Origin of the sequence: Streptomyces sp. NPDC057249 (assembly GCF_042669245.1) — a bacterium.
Taxonomy (GTDB): domain Bacteria; phylum Actinomycetota; class Actinomycetes; order Streptomycetales; family Streptomycetaceae; genus Streptomyces.
In genome coordinates this window covers 95,363-113,642 of sequence record NZ_JBHUXS010000019.1, presented here as the reverse complement: position 1 = coordinate 113,642, position 18,280 = coordinate 95,363, and the positions used below count along the sequence as shown (strand labels likewise).

The following is an 18,280-nucleotide window of genomic DNA, read 5'->3' as shown; positions in this document are numbered from 1 at the left end:
CGGACTCCATTGCACTAGTGCATACTGTTGTTTGTGCTAGGAGAGTATCGGATCAGTGGGCGGCGCGCACAGGAAATCGCCGCCAGTGTCGAACGCGGGGTCGCTTCGGGCGAGCTGCCGCCGGGCCATGTGCTGCCTCCCATGCGGGAGCTGGCGGCCCGTCTGGAGGTGAATCCCAACACCGTCGCGGCGGCCTACCGCACCCTGCGCGAGCGCGGGGTGATCGAGACCGCCGGGCGCCGGGGCAGTCGGATCAGGCCGCGCCCCGCGAGCACCGCGCGCGGTTCGATGCGGGTCGAGGCGCCGCCCGGCGTACAGGACCTGGGCGACGGCAGCCCCGATCCGGCGCTGCTGCCGCGCCTCGGCGAGGCGTTCGCGTCGGTCGCCGCGGCGTACGCGCGCGAACCCGGGCTGTACGGACAGGCCGCCGTCGACCCGGAGTTCGCCGCGCTCGCGCGCGCCGCGATGGACGCCGACGGGGTGCCCGCCGGGCCGGTGGCCGCCGCCTCCGGCTCGCTGGACGCCATCGAGCGGGTGCTCTCCGCCCACCTCAGGCCCGGCGACCACGTCGCCGTCGAGGACCCCGGCTGGGGCGGCCTCCTGGACCTGGTGCCCGCGCTCGGCATGCGGCCCGTGGGGATGGCGCTGGACGACGACGGACCGTTGCCGGACGCGCTCGACGCGGCGCTCCGGGCGGGCGCGCGGGCCGTCGTGATCACGGACCGGGCGCAGAACCCGACCGGGGCCACGGTCTCGGCGGACCGGGCGGCGCGGCTGCGCGCCGTCCTCGCCCGGCACCCGGACGTCCTGCTCATCGAGGACGACCACGGCCACGCCATCGTGGACCAGCCGCTGCACCCGCTGGCCGGTTCCACGGACCGGTGGGCGCTCGTCCGGTCGGTGGCCAAGGCGTACGGGCCGGACCTGCGGGTCGCGGTGCTGACCGGGGACGCGGTCACGGTCGACCGGGTGGCCGGCCGCCAGCGGCTCGGGCCCGGCTGGGTCAGCAGGCTGCTGCAACGGACCGTGGTGCACCTGTGGAGCACCGGCGCCGTGGACGCGCGCGAGGTGGCCCGGTCCTACGCCCACCGCCGGGGCGCCCTCGTCCGGGCGCTGGCGGAGCGGGGCGTGGTGGCGCACGGCCGCAGCGGGATGAACGTGTGGGTGCCGGTGAGCGACGAGACGGGGGCGGTGGCCCGGCTGTTGCAGGCGGGCTGGGCGGTGGCGCCCGGGGCCCGGTTCCGTATCGCCGCACCCCAGGCGGTCCGGATCACCGTCTCCCCGCTCACCGACGCCGACATCGGACCGCTGGCGGACGCGGTGGCCCGGGCGGCGGGACCGGCGAGGCCGCTGAGCTACGGATGAGGCACCGGCGTCACGGAGGGGGCGCCGGCGTTACGGGTGGGCCCCGGTCCTCAGGCGCGCCGTCTGCTCTGGGTGAGCGCGGCCCCGGCCAGGACGACGAGCGCGCCGACGGGGGTGTTCCAGCTCAGCCGCTCGCCGAGCACGGCCACGCCGGCCGCCGTGGCGATGACCGGGATGAAGTAGGTGACCATCTGCGCGGTGGTCGGCCCCACCTCGTTCACCAGGCCGTACTGGAGCAGCACCGCAAGACCCGTGCCCAGCGCCCCGAGCGCCACCACGGCCAGCGTGGGCAGGACGGGGAAGCCGCCCGGGGCGGTGGTGAACAGCGGGGTGACGACCGCGAGTTGCACGGTGCCCAGGAAGAGCTGGCTGCCGGTGAGCGCGAGGGTGGACGCGCCGCTGCCGGCCAGCGTCCGGCGGACGTAGATCCAGCCGACCGGGTAGCTCAGCGAGGCCAGGAGCGCCATCGCCGTGCCGCTGAAGTCCAGCCCGGAGAAGCCCTGCCAGGCGCCGAGCACCGTCAGGACGCCGAGGAAGCCGAGACCGAGACCGGCGACGCGGCGGCGGGTCGGCCGGTCCTCCGAGAGGGCGACGAGCGACAGCGCCATGCCCCACAGCGGCGAGGTCGCGTTGCAGATGCCCGCCAGCGTCGACGGGATGGACAGCTCGGCATAGGCGAACAGGGAGAACGGCAGGGCGTTGAGGAAGAAGGCCGCCACCGCCAGATGGCCCCAGGTCCGCGCGGAACGCGGCAGCCGCTCCCGCTTCACCGCCATGACCACCGCCAGGACCGCCGTGCCCGAGAGGAGCCGCCCCAGGGTCACCTGGAACGGGGCGTACGCGTCGGTCCCCACCTTGATCAGGAGGAAGCTGAAGCCCCAGATCAGCGAGAGCGCCGCGAACCGCAGCCGCCAGTCCAGGGCCGGCCGCCGGGCGGGCGCCGCGGGTGGCTCGGGGAGTACGGCGGGGCACGGCTCGGGGGTCGCTCTCGGGGCGGTCGGGGCGCTCATGGTGACAACGATCGCCGCCCCCACCTCGTAGCACAAGTGAGATTTTGTGTGCTGCTTCACGTAGCATCGCTTACATGTTGAACCTGGAGCGCCTGCGCACCCTGGACGCCCTGGCCAGGCTCGGTTCGGTCAGCGGCGCCGCCGAAGGGCTGCACGTCACGACGTCGGCCGTCTCGCAGCAGATGGCGAAGCTGGAGCGCGAGGTCGGCCAGCAGCTCCTCGCCAGGAACGGGCGCGGGGTGCGGCTCACCGACGCCGGCCGGCTGCTCGCCGACCACGCGGCCCGCATCCTCTCGCAGGTCGAGCTGGCCCAGTCCGACATCGAGGCCCAGCGCGGCGAGGTCGTGGGGGAGATCCGGCTCGGCGCCTTCCCCACGGCCGCGCGCGGCCTCTTCCCGGCGACGCTGCTCGCCCTGCGCGCCGGCCATCCCGAACTGCGGGTGCGCACCCTGGAACTGGAGCCGGAGGACGGCATCCGGGCGGTGCTCAGGGGCGACATCGATCTCGCGGTGGTCCTGGACTGGAGCAACAAGCGGCTCCCGGTGCCCGGCGGACTGACCCGCGCGGAACTGCTGGACGACGCCCCGGACATCGCGATGCCGGCGAGCCACCCGCTCGCCGCCCGGCCCGAGGTGGACCTGGAGGACTTCGCGGACGACGACTGGGTGTCCTGGCCCGAGGGCGAATTCTGCTACGACTGGCTGATGTTCACGCTCCGCTCCAAGGGCATCGAACCGCGCATCGCCCACCTCGCGGGCGAGCACCACACCCAGCTCGCCCTGATCGCCGCCGGGATGGGCGTGTGCGTGGCGCCCCGGCTGGGCCGGGGGCCCGTGCCCGACGGCGTACGGCTGGTGCCGGTGCGCCAGCGGATGCGCCGCCATGTCCACGCGGTGTGGCGGACGGACGCGGACCGGCGGCCCTCGGTCCGGGCAGCGGTCGCGGCGCTGCGCGAGGCGGGGCGGGAGCTGGACGACCCCCTGGGGTGAAGGGGGCCCGCCGTCAGACCCCCAGTGCCTTCCGCAGGAAGTCCCGCTCCAGCCGCAGCAGCCCGCTCGCCGTGCGGTCCCGGCCCACCAGGTGTCCCGCCCCGGACAACGGCAGCACCGTGTGCGGGCGGCCCGCGGCGAGCAGGGCCGAGGACAGCCGCAGGGTGTGCGCCACGCTGACGTTGTCGTCGCCGAGCCCGTGCACCAGCATCAGCGGCCGGGACAGCGACGCGGCCTCCGCCAGCAGCGAATTGCGGTCGTAGTTCTCCGGCAGCACGTCCGGGTGGCCCAGGAAGCGCTCCTCCCAGTGGGTGTCGTAGAGCCGCCGGTCCGCCGGGGCCGCGCCCGCCACCGCCGCGTGGAAGACCTCCGGGTGCCGGAGCACCGCCGCCGCCGCGAGGTACCCGCTGAACGACCAGCCGCGCATCGCCACCCGCGTCAGGTCCAGCTCGGGGCGGTCGGCGGCCACCGCGTGCAGGGCGTCGATCTGGTCCTCCAGCACGGCCGTCAGCCGGTCGCCGTGCACCGCCTTCTCCCACGCCTCGCCGCGCCCCGGGGTGCCCCGCCCGTCCGTCACGAGGACCGCGAACCCCTGCTCCGCGAACCACTGGGCCACCGCCGTCCACCACGCCCGCACCTTCAGCACGACCTGCATCCCGTGACCGGCGTACGGGCTCAGCAGCACCGGCAGCGGCCCGTCGCCCGGACCGTGCCAGGACGGCAGATAGAGGCGGCTGCGCAGTTCGCGCGCGCCGAGGCTGAGGGCCAGCGGGCGCGGGGTGACGAGCGGTTCCTCGGCCAGGACGGCGATCCGGCCCGCCTCCGCGCCGTCGCGCAGCACGGTCACGGTATGGCCGTCCGGCGTCCGGCTGTCGAGGACCACCACCGGGCCCCCGACGGCGGCGGTGTGCACACCGGGTGCGCCCGACACCCGGACCAGGCCCCCGGGCGTGCCGTACGACCAGACGTGGACCTCGGTGGGCTCGTCGCCGGCCGTGAAATACACCCGTCCGTCCGCCGCGCCGAGCACCTCGCGCACCTCAAGGCCCGGCGGTGTCGGGGTTCCGCCGATGTCCAGGCCCTGGGTGTCACCGCCGGGGTGCGCGGGTACGACGAGCCCGCCGGACGGCAGGCGCAGCGGAGTGCCCGGGCGCATCGCGACCCAGGCGGGGTCGTGGGCCCGGTGCAGGGTCCTGGTGGCACCGGTCGCCTCGTCCACCGCCAGGACGTGCACGGAGCGCTGGTCCCGGCTCTGCACGGAGACCAGGGGGCCCCGCTCGTCCCAGCCCGCCGCCACCACGTACTCGAACGCCCGGTCCGTCCAGGCGGCTTCGGGATGCCCGTCGCCCGCCGCGTCGGGGAGCCGGACGGCGGTGCGCCCGCCGGACAGCCGCACGAGGTGCAGCGACACCTTCGCGTTGGCGGTGCCGGCGGCCGGGTACGCCAGCTCGCGGGGCGGGCGCTCGGGGTGCGCGGGGTCGGTGAGGTAGCGGCGCCGGACGCCGGCGGTGTCGGTGCGGGCCACCAGGAGGGCGTCGCCGCGCGGGGACCACCAGTAGCCGCGCGTACGGCCGATGGACTCCTGCGACACGTGGTCGGACAGGCCGTACGTGAGGTGCGCCCCGTCCGGCCCGGCGAGCGCGCGGTCACCGGTGCCGTCCGCCCGGACCGTACGCAGTGCGCCGCCGGAGACGTATGCGATCAGCGAGCCGTCCGGGGAGGGGCGGGGGTCGACGGCGGGCCCGGCCGTCGGCAGGCGGCGGGGCGCGGAGCCGTCGGTGGAAACGGTCCACAGCGTGCCCGCGAGGGCGAAGGCCGCCAGGCGCACCGCCGCGTCGGTGGCGTACGAGACCACTCCGGACGACGTCTCGTGGGCGCGTTCCCGCCGGGCCCGCTCCTCCGGCGGGACCTCCCCGGAGGCGTCCTGCGCGAAGTCCGGCGCGAGCGGGTCGGCGAGCAGCCGCTCCGTGCCGTTCTCGTACAGCCAGAGCCGGCTCACCGGGTCGGTGCCCGACGTGCCCCGGACGAACAGGACCCGCTCACCGTCCGGGGAGACGGTGAACTGCCGGGGCACGCCCAGCGAGAAGCGCCGGGTACGGGCGAACTGGTCGGGGAAGGGGTCGGCCGCGCGGCTGTCGGAGGAGTGCGTCATCTCGACACCATGACAGGTGGTGCGGCGCCCGGGCCGTCCGGGGCCGCTCGGGCCCCGGACGGCCGCGATCAGTGCGCGGCGGGCGTGGCGGGCTGGGCCGCAGCCGTCTCCTCCGCCAGGCGCTCCATGCCGCTCTGGGTGCGCAGCGGCTTCTCCTTGATGAAGAGCACCGCGACGAGCGCCAGGAACGCGAAGGGGGCGCCGATCAGGAAGACGTCGGCGGTGGCGACGCCGTACGCGTTCTCCACGATGACGCGCGCCGGCTCCGGCAGCTTGCTGAGCTCGGGGACACCGCCGCCGGTGCCGTCGGCCGCGTCGCCGAAGCCCTTCTTCAGCTCCTCGGCCACCCGGTGGCCGAGGACCGCGCCCAGGGCGCTCGTACCGATGGCGCCGCCGAGGCTGCGGAAGAACGACAGGACCGAGGTGGCCGCGCCGAGTTCGGAGGCGGGCACGTCGTTCTGGGCGGCCAGCACGAGGTTCTGCATCAGCATGCCGACGCCGACGCCGAGGACCACCATGTAGACGCTGAGCAGGCCGAACGAGGAGTCGGCGCCGATCGTGGAGAGCAGCCCCATGCCCGCGGTCATGATGATCCCGCCCGCGATGAGGAACCCCTTCCACTTGCCCCGGGCGGAGATGATCTGCCCGGCCACGGTGGTCGAGATCATCAGGCCGAGGATCATCGGCAGGCTCATCAGGCCCGCGGTCGTCGGGGACTTGCCCAGGGAGATCTGGAAGTACTGCGAGAGGAACACCGTGCCGCCGAACATGGCGACACCGACCAGCAGGCTCGCCACGGTCGTCAGCGCGACGGTCCGGTTGCGGAAGATGTCCAGCGGGATGATCGGCTCGGTCACCCGGGACTCGACCCACACGGCGGCGGCCAGCAGGACCACACCGGCGGAGACGAGCGCGGCGGTCTGCCAGGACGCCCAGTCGAAGTTGTTGCCCGCGAGGGTCACCCACAGCAGCAGCGAGCTGACACCGCTCATGATGAGCACGGCACCGACGTAGTCGATCTTCACCTCGCGGCGGATCGTGGGCAGCTTCAGCGTGAGCTGGAGCAGCACGATCGCGAGCAGCGCGAACGGCACGCCGATGAAGAAGCACCAGCGCCAGCCCAGCCACGAGGTGTCCACGAGGACCCCGCCGATCAGCGGACCCGCGACCGTGCCGACGGCGAAGACGGCACCGAAGATGCCGGAGTAGCGGCCGAGTTCACGCGGCGGGATGATCGCCGCCATCACGACCTGGGCGAGCGCGGTGAGACCGCCCGCGCCGATGCCCTGGACGACACGGCTGACGATGAGCAGCCCGACGCTGTGCGAGAAGCCGGCGACGAGCGAGCCGACGACGAACATCGACAGCGAGAGCTGGATGAGCAGCTTCTTGTCGTACAGGTCGGAGAGCTTTCCCCAGATCGGCACGGTCGCCGTCATCGCGAGGAGTTCGGCCGTGACCACCCAGGTGTACGAGGACTGGGTGCCGTGCAGGTCGGCGATGATCCGGGGCAGGGCGTTGGAGACGACCGTGGAGGCCAGGATGGCGACGAACATGCCGGCCATCAGGCCGGACATGGCCTGGAGTATCTGGCGGCGCGTCATGCCTGACGCGGCCCCCTCGGTCGGACCGGCGGCGCCGGTTTCGGGTGTGACGGCAGCGGTCATCGGCTGACGTTCCTCATTCTCTGGTGACTGGCTCCGCGCCCAGTGGTGCGGCGCGGAGGGTGGTGCGGTGGGTGACGAGCGGGCCGGCGGGGCGCGCCGGGGCGGCTCAGCCCTTCAGACCGGCGGCCAGGGAGGCGAACGCCTCGCGGTACAGGCTCTGGAAGGAACGTGTACGGCCCGTGGCCACCCAGACCTCGACCGCGGCGCGCACCGCGGCCAGGGCCACGTGCGCGAGGAGCCGGGGGTGGAGGTCGGTCTCGGGGTCCTGGCCGAGGCGTTCGGCGACGACGGCGACCATGGCGGTCTCGTCGGCGCCCCGGGCGGCCAGGAAGTTGGGGAGGAGCGCCGGGCTCTTCTTCAGCACCTCCAGCTGGAGTTCCCAGCGCTCGTGGTCCTCCTCGATGGAGGCCAGCTCCTGGGCGATGGCCTCGCTGAGGGCTTCCAGCGCGGTCAGGTGCTCGGGGGCGTTGAGCACGGCCCGGCGGGTGCGCTCGGCGTTCTCCTGGGCGGGGCGCGTGATCGCGTCCTCCAGGCACGGGAAGTAGTTGAAGAACGTGCGCACGGAGACCCCGACGGCGTCCGTGACGGCTTCCACGGTCACGTGCTCGAAGCCGCGGTCGGCGGCCATGCGCAGGGCCACACCCGCCAGGGCGTCACGCGTGGCGCGCTTCTTGCGTTCACGCAGCCCGATGGGCGGGTCGTCGCTCATGAAGATGCATGCTATGCAATTTTGCAGGCTGGGCAAAATTTTGTCGTGAGTGCCAGGGTGCCCGAGCGCTCCGGTCGGGGTGCACGCGAAAACCGGTGGGCGGTGGACCGATCCCGGTGATAGGCAGTGCCGGTGACTCCACCTCATGACTTCACCGGTCTGCTGCGGCTCATCGACGAGCGGTCCGCGGCCTTCCGTGCCGCGATGGCCTCCGCGCCCGGCTTCGACGCGCCCGTGCCGGGCTGCCCCGGCTGGAACCTCTACGACCTCGCCCAGCACCTGGGCGGTGGTGACCGCTACTGGGCCGACGTGATCAAGACCGGGCCGGCCGCCGCCCCGCCCGCCGATGCCCTGGTCGTACGCGCCGCCCTCGTCGCGCCCCGCGACCCGGAAGCGCTGGTGGCCTGGCTCGCCGAGTCCACGCGGGTCCTGCTCGACGCGCTCCGGGACGCGGGTCCGGAGCGTGGCTGCTGGACCTGGTGGGCGGGGTCCCGGACGCCGCAGAACGCCTGGGGAGTCGCCCGCCACCGGGTCCAGGAGAGCGCGGTGCACACGTACGACGCCCAGCGCGCTCTGGGCGTGCCGGAGCCGCTGCCGGAGGAGGTGGGGCTCGACGGTGTGGAGGAGTTCCTGTTCACCTGCGTCGCGACGCCGAGCGCCTGGCCGCACGCGCCGACCGCGTTCGACTTCCACGCCTCCGAGGGCCGCTCCTGGCGCGTGGTGGTCGACGCCGACGGCGCCCGCCCCGCCCGCGTCCCCGCACCCACCGCCGAGGGCGCCGGCACCGCCGGGGTGGCCGCCCGGGGGCCGGCCGGTGACCTGGTCCTCTATCTGTACAACCGCATTCCGGCGGAGGCCCTGCGGATCGACGGGGACAGGAGGCTGCTCGACCTGCTCCGGGACTGGGAGCCGGAGGAGTGAGAAGCCCGGCCCGATCCGGACGAGGGGTTCCGCCCGGACGGCGCTCCGCTCAGCCGGGCCGGCCGGGGAGCGCCGGCAGCACCTTCTCCGCGAGGGCGAGAAGGACGCTGTCGTCGGGGAGGACGGCCCCGGACTCGCTCCACACCGTGAGGTCGAAGGAGCCGCCCGGGTCCTTACGGTCCAGGGCCACGGTCAGCGTCCTGGCCAGGGGGCCCTCCATGACGGGTCCGCCGGACGCCGAGCCCCCGATGCTGATCCGGCCGAGGTGGTCCGAGGTGAAGACGGCGGGCCGGCCGAGGACCTTGTCCGCCCTGTGGTCCAGTGTCCGCGGCGCCAGCACCTTCGTGTACTGGGCGACGGTCAGACGGTTGTACGTCGCCGAGAAGCTCACGGTGTACGTGGTGAACTCGACCCGGGCCTCCGGCGCGACGGCCTCCCACGCGTCCCGCCCGGCCGTGCCGTTGGAGCCGTACGCCAGGTTCGGGGTTTCGCCGGGCGTACCGAGGAGCCGCGCCAGGTCGGACCGGTTGAGCGCCTTGCACAACTCGTCCCCGGTGACCGCCTCCGGCTTCCGGGCGTACGCCTTCGGCAGCTTCTCCCTCGGTTCGGGCTCGTCGCAGGCGGCGGGCTTCCGGGCGGCGGCGGCGCTGCCCTCCTCCGTGATGCGAGGAGCCAGCCACACCGCGCCCACGAGGGCCCCGACCAGGGCCAGGGCGACGAAGACCTGGGCCGCGGCGTTGGGCTCCTTCTTCTTCGGCGCCGCCGGAGCGGGGGCCGGGCCGGGGCCGGCCGGCGGTCCGGTCTGCGGCGCGGGGGCGGACGCCCTCGTGCTCCGGCGGGCGCGCCAGGCGAGGCGTACCGTCCGGACGCGGAACGCGGTGACGGCGAGGAGGAGTACGCCGAGACCCGCCATGAGCCAGTGCGACTCGTACGCGGCGCGGATCGTGATGCCCACGCCGAAGAGGGAGCCCCCCACGATGAGCAGGGGTTCGCGTACCCAGAAGGGCAGAACGCGGAGTAGGAGACCGAGCATCCGGTGATCTCAGCAGAGCGTGATCATCCGCGCAATGGAGTTCCGGGAACGGCCGGCGCCACCGCACCGGCGGCACCGGCCGTTCCCGGCGGGTCAGGCGCCCGCCCGCCGCTTGTTCCACACGTCGAAGCCGACCGCCGCCAGCAGCACCAGGCCCTTGATGACCTGCTGCCAGTCGGTGCCGACGCCCACCAGGTTCATGCCGTTGTTGAGCACACCGAGGACCAGGCCCCCGATGATGGCCCCCAGCACGGTGCCCACACCGCCGCTCATCGACGCCCCGCCGATGAACGCGGCGGCGATCGCCTCCAGTTCGAAGTTCACCCCGGCCTTCGGCGAAGCCGCGTTGAAGCGCGCCGCGAAGACCAGACCGGCCAGCGCCGCGAGCATCCCCATGTTGAGGAAGACCGCGAAGGTCACCTTCCGGTCCTTGACCCCGGACAGCTTCGCGGCGGGCAGATTGCCGCCGATCGCGTACACGTGGCGCCCGATGACGGCGTTGCGCATCACGTAACCGAAGCCGACCAGCAGCACCGCCAGGATCAGCAGCACCACCGGCGCGCCCTTGTAGCTCGCCAGCAGCAGGGTGGTGACCAGTACGGCGGCCACCAGCGCCGTCACCTTCAGCGCGAACAGGCCCGTCGGCAGGGTCTCCAGGGTGAATTCGCGCTGCCGCCGCCGGTCCCGCAGCTCCTGGAACACCACGTACGCCGCCAGCCCCAGGCCCAGCAGCAACGTGATGTTGTGGTAGTTCGTCTCCGGTCCCACCTCGGGCAGGAAACCGTTGGCGACGCGCTGCATGCCCTCCGGGAACGGGCCGAGCGTCTGGCCCTTGAGGAAGATCTCCGTCAGCCCCCGGAACAGCAGCATGCCCGCGAGCGTCACGATGAACGACGGAATGCCGACGTACGCGATGAAGAAGCCCTGGAGCGCCCCCGCGAGGGCCCCGAGCAGCAGGGTGAGGACCACGGCGACCGGCCAGGCCAGATGGTGCTCGACCATGAGCACCGCCCCGACGCCTCCGACGAGCGCCATCAGGGAGCCCACCGACAGGTCGATGTGCCCGGCGATGATGACGATCATCATGCCGATGGCCAGGATCAGAATGTAGCTGTTCTGGAGCACCAGGTTGGAGACGTTGCGCGGCAGCAGCAGGTCGCCCCCCGTCCAGACCTGGAACAGGAGCACGATCAGGCCGAGCGCGAAGAGCATGCCGTACTGGCGCATGTTCCGCCGTACGCCGTCCAGAAGAACCCGGAGGACCGGGACCGCCGTCGGCGGCGGCCCGCCCTGGCCCGGGGGCGGGGTGGCCTTCGTGTGCGTACTGACGTCGGTGCTCATGCCTGCTGTCCTTCGGTGGGGGTGGTGCCCGCGGTGGCCACCGGTCGTACGGGGGTGTCCTGGGTCATGTGCCGCATCAGCACTTCCTGCGTGGCGTCCTCGCGGGCGACCTCACCGGTCAGCCGGCCGGCGGCCATGGTGTACACGCGGTCGCACATGCCGAGCAGTTCGGGCAGCTCGGAGGAGATGAAGAGGATCGCCTTGCCCTCGGCGGCGAGCCGGTCGATCACGGTGTAGATCTCGAACTTGGCGCCCACGTCCACGCCGCGCGTGGGCTCGTCCAGGATGAGGACGTCCGGGCCGGTGAGTATCCACTTGCTGAGGACGACCTTCTGCTGGTTGCCGCCGGAGAGCCGGCCGACCGGTTCCAGGACGTTCGGCGTCTTGATGTTCATGGTCCGCCGGTACCGCTCGGCCACCTTGCGTTCCTCGTGGCCGTCCACGACACCCCGCCGGGCGAGGCTGCCGAGCGAGGCGAGCGAGATGTTGCGGCCCACCGAGTCCCCGAGGTCGAGGCCGTAGTGCTTGCGGTCCTCGGTGACGTACGCGATGCCGTGGGCGACCGCCTCGGGCACCGTACGGGTCCGCACCTCGCGGCCGTCCCTGAGGACGGAGCCCTGCTCGTAGTGCCCGTACGAGCGCCCGAAGACGCTCATCGCGAGCTCGGTCCGGCCGGCGCCCATGAGCCCGGCGATACCCACGATCTCGCCGCGCCGGACCTGGAGCGAGACCCCGTCGACCACCTTGCGGGCCCGGTCCAGCGGGTGGCGCACCGTCCAGTCCCTGACCTCCAGGGCGGGCCGGGCGTCGGTCTCGCCGGTGTACGGGGTGCGGTCGGGGAAGCGGCTGTCGAGGTCCCGGCCCACCATGCCGCGGATGATGCGTTCCTCGGTGGTGGCCGGGTCGTTGACGTCCAGGGTCTCGATGGACCGCCCGTCGCGCAGGATGGTGACGGAGTCGGCGATCCGGGCGATCTCGTTCAGCTTGTGCGAGATGATGATCGAGGTGATGCCCTGGTCCTTCAGCTCCCGCATCAGCCGCAGCAGCTTGGCGCTGTCCTCGTCGTTCAGCGCGGCGGTGGGCTCGTCCAGGATCAGCAGCCGGACGTCCTTCGCCAGCGCCTTCGCGATCTCCACCAACTGCTGCTTGCCCACGCCGATGTCGGCGACCCGGGTCTCCGGATGGTCGTCCAGACCGACCCGCTTGAGCAGCGCGGACGCCCGGCGCAGCGACTCGCGCCAGTCGATGATCCCGCGCCGGGCCGGTTCGTTTCCCAGGAAGACGTTCTCGGCGATCGACAGATGGGGGACGAGCGCGAGTTCCTGGTGGATGATGACGATCCCGCGCTGCTCGCTGGCCCGGATGTCCCTGAACCGGCACGGCTCGCCGTCGAGGAGGATCTCGCCCTCGTACGAGCCGTGCGGGTGGACGCCGGAGAGCACCTTCATGAGCGTCGACTTGCCGGCCCCGTTCTCCCCGCACAGGGCGTGCACCTCGCCGCGGCGCACGGACAGGGTCACCTCGGAGAGCGCCCTGACACCGGGGAACGTCTTGACGATGGACCGCATTTCGAGGACGGGGCCGGGTGTTTCGGGTGCCTCGGGTGCGGCGGGGCTCACCCGAGCTCCTTGGCGTCGATGTAGCCGGAGTCGACCAGGACCTTCCGGTAGTTCGTCTTGTCGACGCTGACCGGGTCGAGCAGGAAGGCGGGCACCACCTTCTTGCCGTTGTCGTACGTGGTCTCGTCGTTGACCTCGGGCTTCTTGCCGTCGAGGACCGCGGTCACCATGTCCGCCGCGACCTGGGCCAGCGCGCGGGTGTCCTTGTAGACGGTCTGCGTCTGCTGGCCCGCGATGATCGACTTCACGGATGCGACCTCCGCGTCCTGACCGGTGACGACCGGGAGCGGCTTGGACTTGCTCCCGTAGTCGTCGGACTTCAGGGCGGACAGGATGCCGATGGAGATGCCGTCGTACGGGGAGAGCACCGCGTCGACGTGCGCGGAGGAGTACGAGGAGGTCAGCAGGTCGTCCATGCGCTTCTGCGCGGTCCCGCCGTCCCAGCGCAGCGTGGTGACCTGGTTGAGCCGGGTCTGCCCGGAGCGCACGACCAGCTGCTTCTTGTCGAAGTACGGCTTCAGCACCTTCATGGCGCCGTTGAAGAAGTACTTGGTGTTGTTGTCGTCGTTGGACCCGGCGAACAGCTCGATGTTGAACGGGCCCTTCTTCGCACCGCCCTTCAGCCCGAGCTTGTCGACGATGTACGTGGCCTGGAGCTCGCCGACCTTCTCGTTGTCGAAGGAGGCGTAGTAATCGACGTACGGAGAGCCCAGGATGAGCCGGTCGTACGAGATCACGGGGATGTCGGCGTCCGCGGCCTGCTGGAGGACGTTGGACAGGGCCTCGCCGTTGATGGCGGCCACGACGAGCGCGTCGACGCCCTGCGTGATCATGTTCTCGATCTGGGCGACCTGCTGGTCGGGGTCGTCCTCCCCGTACTGGAGCGTGGTGGCGAACCCGGCCTTCTTCAGGCTCGCGGTCATGTTCTTGCCGTCGGCGATCCACCGCTCGGAGGACTTGGTCGGCATGGCGATGCCGATGGTGACGTCCTTCTTGTCCTTCTTCTCCTGGCTTCCCCCCGCGCTGTCCTGCCCGCAGGCGGTGAGGAGCAGGGCGCAGCCGGTGGTCACCGCCACGAGGGCGGACGCGGCTCGGAAGTTTTTCATGGGCATGACCTGACAATCCCGTCGTCGCGGCGGCCTGGTGAAGCTCGATTGTTAGCGCTCGCATCAATGGGGTGCAAGGGGCCCTCGTGTCTTTTCTTGCGCCGAGGTGCGGCCGTAACCGGAGGAAAGGGAGGTAATCGTGGCGCATCCCGCAGGTTCGGCGCGTAGGTTGCACTACGCGCAGAGCTGGGTGTGGCCGTCGGGCCGGAGGGGAACGACAAAAGTGCACGCAGCCCTTGCCCCCACTGGTTGTGAGCGCTAACAATCAACGGGGTTCCACTGCCACCCCCTCCACCCCGGACGAGAGAGACCGCATCGTGACGCCACACGCCAGTTCCGACCCCGTCGAACGTCACCATCCCGACGCCTGCACGGTCGGGGTGGACTTCGGCACCCTTTCCGGGCGCGCCGTGGTGGTCAGGGTCCGCGACGGCGCCGAACTCGGCTCGGCGGTCCACGACTACCGCCACGCCGTCATCGAGGACCGCCTCCCGCTCACCGGCGCACCGCTGCCCCCCGACTGGGCGCTGCAGCACCCCGAGGACTGGCGCGACGTGCTCCGCACCGCCGTCCCGGCGGCGGTCGAGGCGGCCGGCGTCGATCCGGCCCGCGTCATCGGCATCGCCACCGACTTCACCGCCTGCACGGTCCTGCCGGCCACCGCGGAGGGCGTCCCGCTCGCCCTGCTGCCCGAGTGGGCCGACCGGCCGCACGCCTGGCCGAAGCTGTGGAAGCACCACGCCGCCCAGGAGCAGGCCGACCGCATCAACGCCCTCGCGCACGACCGGGGCGAGAAGTGGATCAGCCGGTACGGGGGCAGGATCTCCTCCGAGTGGCAGTTCGCCAAGGCGCTCCAGGTGCTGGAGGAGGACCCCGGGGTCTACGCCGCCTGTGCCCGCTGGATCGAGGCGGCCGACTGGATCGTCTGGCAGCTCACCGGCGCCGAATCGCGCAACACCTGCACCGCCGGCTACAAGGGCATCCACCAGGACGGCGCCTACCCCTCGCCCGACTTCCTGGCCCGGCTCCACCCGGATTTCGCGGACTTCCCCGCCACCCGCCTGGAGCACCCGCTGTCGGCGCTGGGCTCACGCGCCGGCGGCCTGAGCAGCCGCGCCGCGGTCTGGACCGGCCTGCCCGAGGGCATCGCCGTGGCCGTGGGCAACGTCGACGCGCATGTCGCGGCACCCGCCGCCGGGGCCGTCGAGAACGGCCGGCTGCTCGCCATCATGGGCACCTCCACCTGCCACGTACTCAACGGCGCCGCCCTCGCCGACGTCCCCGGCATCTGCGGGGTGGTCGAGGGCGGCATCGTGGCAGGCGCCTACGGCTACGAGGCCGGGCAGAGCGCGGTGGGCGACATCTTCGCCTGGTGGCTCCGGCAGGGCGTACCGGACGACTACCGCACCGAGGCGAGGGACGCGGGGGAGGACCTGCACCAGCTCCTGACCCGCAAGGCCGCGGGACAGCCGGTCGGCGCGCACGGACTGGTCGCCCTGGACTGGATGAACGGCAACCGCTCCACCCTGGTCGACCACCACCTCTCCGGCGTCGTCGCGGGGCTCACCCTCGACACCCGCCCCGAGGACGTCTACCTCGCCCTGCTCGAATCCACCGCCTACGGCACCCGCGTCATCGTGGAGGCGTTCGAGGCCGGCGGGATTCCGGTCGAGGAGTTCATCGTCACCGGCGGGCTCAAGAGGAACGCCCTCCTCATGCAGATCTACGCCGACGTGCTGCGCCGCCCCGTCTCCCTCGGCACCTCCGAGCAGGGGCCCGCCCTCGGCTCCGCCATCCACGCCGCCGTCGCCGCGGGCGCCCACCCGGACGTCCGGACCGCCGCCGCCGCCATGGGGAGCGTGCAGCGGCACGCGTACACCCCCGACGCCGGCCGGGCCGACGCCTACGACGCGCTGTTCCGCGAGTACCGCGCCCTGCACGACCACTTCGGCACCGGCGCCGACCTCCTGCTGCACCGCCTGCGCAGAATCCGCAACGCCGCGCGCACCGCCACCGCCGGCTGACCGGCACGCAGTCCACCGGGACCGCCAGGCCCGGACCTCTCTTCCCAGCACAACCGAGGAGCACACCCGACATGACGCTCGCCCAGCCCGACCGCGAGATCTGGTTTCTCACCGGCAGCCAGTCCCTCTACGGCGACGAGACCCTGGCCCAGGTCGCCGACCAGTCACGGGTCATCCGCGACACCCTCGCGGACCAGCCGCAGATGACGGTGCGCGTGGTCTGGAAGCCCGTCCTCACCGACGCGGCCGCCATCCGCAGGGTCTGTCTCGACGCGAACGCCGACGACCGGTGCATCGGCCTCATCGCCTGGATGCACACCTTCTCCCCGGCCAAGATGTGGATCGCCGGCCTCGACGCGCTGCGCAAACCGCTGCTGCACCTGCACACCCAGGCCAACCGCCAGTTGCCCTGGTCCACCATCGACATGGACTTCATGAACCTGAACCAGGCCGCCCACGGCGACCGCGAGTTCGGTTTCGTGCAGACCCGCCTCGGCGTCCCCCGCAAGACCGTCGCCGGCCACGTCACCACCCCGGAGGTCGTCGACCGCATCGCCGGCTGGGCGCGCGCCGCCGTGGGCCGGGCCGAACTCGCCGACCTCAAACTCGCCCGGTTCGGCGACAACATGCGCGACGTCGCGGTCACCGAGGGCGACAAGGTCGAGGCCCAGCTGCGGTTCGGGGTCTCGGTCAACACCTACGGCGTCAACGACCTCGTCACCGCCGTCGACGCCGCCGACGAGGACACCGTCACCGCGCTCGTCAAGGAGTACCAGGACCTCTACGCGCTCGCCCCCGAGCTGCGGCCGGGCGGCGAGCGCCACGAGTCCCTGCGCTACGCCGCCCGCATCGAGGCCGGTCTGCGCGCCTTCCTCACCGAGGGCGGCTTCCGCGCCTTCACCACGAACTTCGAGGACCTCGGCGGCCTGCGCCAGCTGCCCGGACTCGCCGTCCAGCGCCTGATGGCCGACGGCTACGGCTTCGGCGGCGAGGGGGACTGGAAGACCTCCGTCCTGCTGCGCACCCTCAAGGCCATGGCGCACGGGCTGCCCGGCGGCACGTCCTTCATGGAGGACTACACCTACGACCTCACGCCCGGCCAGGAACTCATCCTGGGCGCCCACATGCTGGAGGTCTGCCCCTCGCTCACCACGGCGACCCCCAGCTGCGAGATCCACCCGCTCTCCATCGGCGGCCGGGAGGACCCGGTCCGGCTCGTCTTCGACGCGGCCCCCGGCCCCGCCGTGGTCGTCGGGCTCGCTGACATGGGCGACCGCTTCCGGCTCGTCGCCAACCACATCGACGTCGTCGCCCCGCCGGAGCCGCTGCCCGCGCTGCCGGTGGCCCGCGCCGTGTGGCGGCCCAGCCCCGACCTGCGCACCTCCACCGAGGCGTGGCTGACGGCCGGAGCACCGCACCACACCGTCCTCACCACCGCACTCGGCGGCGAGGAGCTGGAAGACCTCGCCGAGATGCTGCGCACCGAACTCGCCGTCATCGACCGGCACACCACCATCCGGGGCTTCGCCCGCGAACTGCGCTGGAACCAGGCGTACCACCGGCTGGCGCAGAGCCTGTGACCGCCGCCGACACCTCCACCAGGACGGAGCCCTCCGTGACCGGGACCGTATCGAAAGAGCTGCGCCGGGAAGTGCTCGAAGCCAACCTCCGCATCCCCCGGGCCGGGCTCGCCACCCTCACCTGGGGCAATGTGAGCGGGGTCGACCGGGAGGCCGGCGTCTTCGTCATCAAGCCGTCCGGGGTCTCCTACGACGCGCTGGGCGCCGACGACCTCGTCGTCGTCTCGCTGGCGGACGGGAGCGTCGTGGAGGGCCGGCTGCGCCCGTCCACCGACACCGAGACGCACCGCAGCCTCTATCTGGCCTTCCCCTCGATCGGCGGGGTGACCCACACCCACTCCACCCACGCCGTCGCCTTCGCCCAGGCCCGGCGCCCGATCCCGGTGCTCGGCACCACCCACGCCGACACCTTCAACGGGCCGGTCCCGGTCACCGCCGCGCTGACGCCCGAGCAGTGCGCCGAGGACTACGAGTACAACACCGGGCAGGTCATCGTGGACCTCCTGGAGCGCGACGACACCCGGGCCGGCGAGGTGCCCGGAGCCCTGGTCGCCCACCACGGCCCCTTCACCTGGGGGGCCGACGCGACCAAGTCCCTGGAGCACGCCGTCATCTGCGAGGCGGTCGCCGAGATGGCCCTGCACACCATCGCCCTGGGCGCGGTGGAACCCCCGAAGCACCTGCTGGACCGCCACTTCACCCGTAAGCACGGCCCGGGCGCCTACTACGGCAACCCCGGAGCCGCGTGACACCACCACACGGCA

The 18,280-nt window shown here is 72.5% G+C and carries 14 protein-coding genes; 6 read left to right on the top strand and 8 right to left on the bottom strand.

What is annotated here, in order from left to right; genetic code table 11:
• The first annotated feature begins 33 nt into the window (after positions 1 to 33).
• Positions 34 to 1,365, top strand: a complete 1,332-nt coding sequence (locus ACFUJY_RS28965) for an aminotransferase class I/II-fold pyridoxal phosphate-dependent enzyme (protein WP_383305097.1) — start codon at positions 34 to 36, stop codon at positions 1,363 to 1,365.
• A gap of 50 nt (positions 1,366 to 1,415) precedes the next feature.
• Here the strand turns inward: ACFUJY_RS28965 and ACFUJY_RS28960 are convergent, their stop codons facing one another.
• Positions 1,416 to 2,375, bottom strand: a complete 960-nt coding sequence (locus tag ACFUJY_RS28960) for a DMT family transporter (RefSeq protein ID WP_383305095.1) — start codon at positions 2,373 to 2,375, stop codon at positions 1,416 to 1,418.
• Between the two features lie 74 nt (positions 2,376 to 2,449).
• Here ACFUJY_RS28960 and ACFUJY_RS28955 point away from each other — a divergent pair, with 74 nt between their 5' ends.
• Positions 2,450 to 3,364 (top strand): LysR family transcriptional regulator, encoded by a 915-nt coding sequence (locus tag ACFUJY_RS28955; RefSeq protein ID WP_383305093.1) that lies wholly within the window; start codon positions 2,450 to 2,452, stop codon positions 3,362 to 3,364.
• Between the two features lie 13 nt (positions 3,365 to 3,377).
• Here the strand turns inward: ACFUJY_RS28955 and ACFUJY_RS28950 are convergent, their stop codons facing one another.
• The 3 genes from ACFUJY_RS28950 to ACFUJY_RS28940 all read right to left on the bottom strand — a co-directional run bounded on the left by ACFUJY_RS28950 (position 3,378) and on the right by ACFUJY_RS28940 (position 7,892).
• Entirely contained in the window at positions 3,378 to 5,516 is a 2,139-nt protein-coding gene (locus ACFUJY_RS28950; protein ID WP_383305091.1) for a prolyl oligopeptidase family serine peptidase, read from the bottom strand.
• Between the two features lie 68 nt (positions 5,517 to 5,584).
• Positions 5,585 to 7,183, bottom strand: coding sequence for an MDR family MFS transporter (locus ACFUJY_RS28945; protein WP_383305089.1), 1,599 nt, complete (start codon positions 7,181 to 7,183; stop codon positions 5,585 to 5,587).
• Between the two features lie 106 nt (positions 7,184 to 7,289).
• Positions 7,290 to 7,892 (bottom strand): TetR family transcriptional regulator, encoded by a 603-nt coding sequence (locus ACFUJY_RS28940; RefSeq protein ID WP_383305087.1) that lies wholly within the window; start codon positions 7,890 to 7,892, stop codon positions 7,290 to 7,292.
• A 132-nt stretch (positions 7,893 to 8,024) separates the two neighbouring features.
• Between ACFUJY_RS28940 and ACFUJY_RS28935 the strand changes: the two genes are divergently transcribed.
• Positions 8,025 to 8,813, top strand: a complete 789-nt coding sequence (locus ACFUJY_RS28935; RefSeq protein WP_383305085.1) for a maleylpyruvate isomerase family mycothiol-dependent enzyme — start codon at positions 8,025 to 8,027, stop codon at positions 8,811 to 8,813.
• A 49-nt stretch (positions 8,814 to 8,862) separates the two neighbouring features.
• On the opposite strand, the gene ACFUJY_RS28930 is transcribed toward ACFUJY_RS28935, so the two are convergent.
• The 4 genes from ACFUJY_RS28930 to chvE all read right to left on the bottom strand — a co-directional run bounded on the left by ACFUJY_RS28930 (position 8,863) and on the right by chvE (position 13,912).
• A complete protein-coding gene (locus tag ACFUJY_RS28930; protein ID WP_383305083.1) occupies positions 8,863 to 9,846 on the bottom strand; it encodes a DUF6215 domain-containing protein in 984 nt (327 codons plus the stop codon).
• A 93-nt stretch (positions 9,847 to 9,939) separates the two neighbouring features.
• Positions 9,940 to 11,187 (bottom strand): multiple monosaccharide ABC transporter permease, encoded by a 1,248-nt coding sequence (gene mmsB, locus ACFUJY_RS28925; RefSeq protein WP_383305081.1) that lies wholly within the window; start codon positions 11,185 to 11,187, stop codon positions 9,940 to 9,942.
• Positions 11,184 to 12,755: a multiple monosaccharide ABC transporter ATP-binding protein gene (mmsA, locus tag ACFUJY_RS28920; RefSeq protein WP_383305151.1), complete on the bottom strand. Its 1,572-nt coding sequence runs from the start codon at positions 12,753 to 12,755 to the stop codon at positions 11,184 to 11,186. The genes mmsB and mmsA overlap by 4 nt, the downstream gene beginning before the upstream one ends.
• A gap of 47 nt (positions 12,756 to 12,802) precedes the next feature.
• The gene (gene chvE / locus ACFUJY_RS28915; RefSeq protein WP_383305079.1) at positions 12,803 to 13,912 is read right to left on the bottom strand and encodes a multiple monosaccharide ABC transporter substrate-binding protein; all 1,110 of its coding nucleotides are present in this window, start codon (positions 13,910 to 13,912) and stop codon (positions 12,803 to 12,805) included.
• Between the two features lie 317 nt (positions 13,913 to 14,229).
• On the opposite strand from chvE, the gene araB reads away from it, so the two are divergent.
• The 3 genes from araB (at position 14,230) to araD (ending at position 18,265) form a co-directional block, all read left to right on the top strand.
• A complete protein-coding gene (gene araB, locus ACFUJY_RS28910; RefSeq protein ID WP_383305077.1) occupies positions 14,230 to 15,936 on the top strand; it encodes a ribulokinase in 1,707 nt (568 codons plus the stop codon).
• Positions 15,937 to 16,007: 71 nt separating this feature from the next.
• Positions 16,008 to 17,516: an L-arabinose isomerase gene (araA, locus tag ACFUJY_RS28905; protein ID WP_383305075.1), complete on the top strand. Its 1,509-nt coding sequence runs from the start codon at positions 16,008 to 16,010 to the stop codon at positions 17,514 to 17,516.
• 35 nt (positions 17,517 to 17,551) lie between these two features.
• Positions 17,552 to 18,265 carry an L-ribulose-5-phosphate 4-epimerase AraD gene (gene araD / locus ACFUJY_RS28900; RefSeq protein ID WP_383305073.1) on the top strand — a complete coding sequence of 238 codons (714 nt, stop codon included), beginning with the start codon at positions 17,552 to 17,554 and terminating at the stop codon, positions 18,263 to 18,265.
• The last annotated feature ends 15 nt before the right edge of the window (positions 18,266 to 18,280 follow it).

Bases quoted from the DNA above. Each gene is read 5' to 3' on its own strand.
- ACFUJY_RS28940 (WP_383305087.1), bottom strand. From the start codon at position 7,892: ATGAGCGACGACCCGCCCATCGGGCTGCGTGAACGCAAGAAGCGCGCC.
- ACFUJY_RS28950 (WP_383305091.1), bottom strand. From the start codon at position 5,516: ATGACGCACTCCTCCGACAGCCGCGCGGCCGACCCCTTCCCCGACCAG.
- ACFUJY_RS28930 (WP_383305083.1), bottom strand. From the start codon at position 9,846: ATGCTCGGTCTCCTACTCCGCGTTCTGCCCTTCTGGGTACGCGAACCC.
- araA (WP_383305075.1), top strand. From the start codon at position 16,008: ATGACGCTCGCCCAGCCCGACCGCGAGATCTGGTTTCTCACCGGCAGC.
- ACFUJY_RS28955 (WP_383305093.1), top strand. From the start codon at position 2,450: ATGTTGAACCTGGAGCGCCTGCGCACCCTGGACGCCCTGGCCAGGCTC.
- mmsA (WP_383305151.1), bottom strand. From the start codon at position 12,755: ATGCGGTCCATCGTCAAGACGTTCCCCGGTGTCAGGGCGCTCTCCGAG.
- ACFUJY_RS28945 (WP_383305089.1), bottom strand. From the start codon at position 7,183: ATGACCGCTGCCGTCACACCCGAAACCGGCGCCGCCGGTCCGACCGAG.
- mmsB (WP_383305081.1), bottom strand. From the start codon at position 11,187: ATGAGCACCGACGTCAGTACGCACACGAAGGCCACCCCGCCCCCGGGC.
- ACFUJY_RS28960 (WP_383305095.1), bottom strand. From the start codon at position 2,375: ATGAGCGCCCCGACCGCCCCGAGAGCGACCCCCGAGCCGTGCCCCGCC.
- chvE (WP_383305079.1), bottom strand. From the start codon at position 13,912: ATGAAAAACTTCCGAGCCGCGTCCGCCCTCGTGGCGGTGACCACCGGC.